The organism is Staphylococcus pasteuri (genome assembly GCF_030547725.1).
Lineage (GTDB): Bacteria > Bacillota > Bacilli > Staphylococcales > Staphylococcaceae > Staphylococcus > Staphylococcus pasteuri.
Genome location: NZ_JAUOQO010000042.1, coordinates 1 through 433, shown reverse-complemented (window position 1 = coordinate 433; position 433 = coordinate 1). Strand labels below are relative to the sequence as shown.

The window sequence follows — 433 nt, the reverse complement described above, 5'->3', positions numbered from 1 at the left end:
GGTATATACCGTGACTACTTGGCATATCAAATAGAGTTTGAAAACAAAAAAGATGTTGGTGTTAGAGCTTTCTCTGGAATAGTCGGTTTTTTCGACTTGCTTGATAATAAGATTGTATCCTTGAGGGTATCTATAAACGATCCGATACCAGCAAACGGAAAAATGCAGTGGGCTGGAGAGACAGCATACAACGAGTTTTTAAGCAGTGATAACAAGGCTAGATCGGCTCGGTTGAAAAACATACAGACAACCTTTAGGCCTACAAAAATCCTTTATGATGATGGCGAAGTTAAGGAATTTGATTAAGGGAGATACAAAGTAAGCAGATTTATAGTCTGCTTACTTGCATTAAACAGGATCGATCTGTTGCGCTGAGATACTGTTAAATATTAAGAAACTACTCACGAATCAGAGTATTTAACAGGGCTGACTC

General features: G+C 38.1%; 1 protein-coding gene. It reads left to right on the top strand.

The genetic code is table 11. The annotated features are described in order from the left end of the window. A partial coding sequence (locus tag Q4528_RS12705; protein ID WP_303521828.1) for a hypothetical protein occupies positions 1-306 on the top strand: 306 nt, incomplete at its 5' end. Between the last annotated feature and the right edge of the window lie 127 nt (positions 307-433).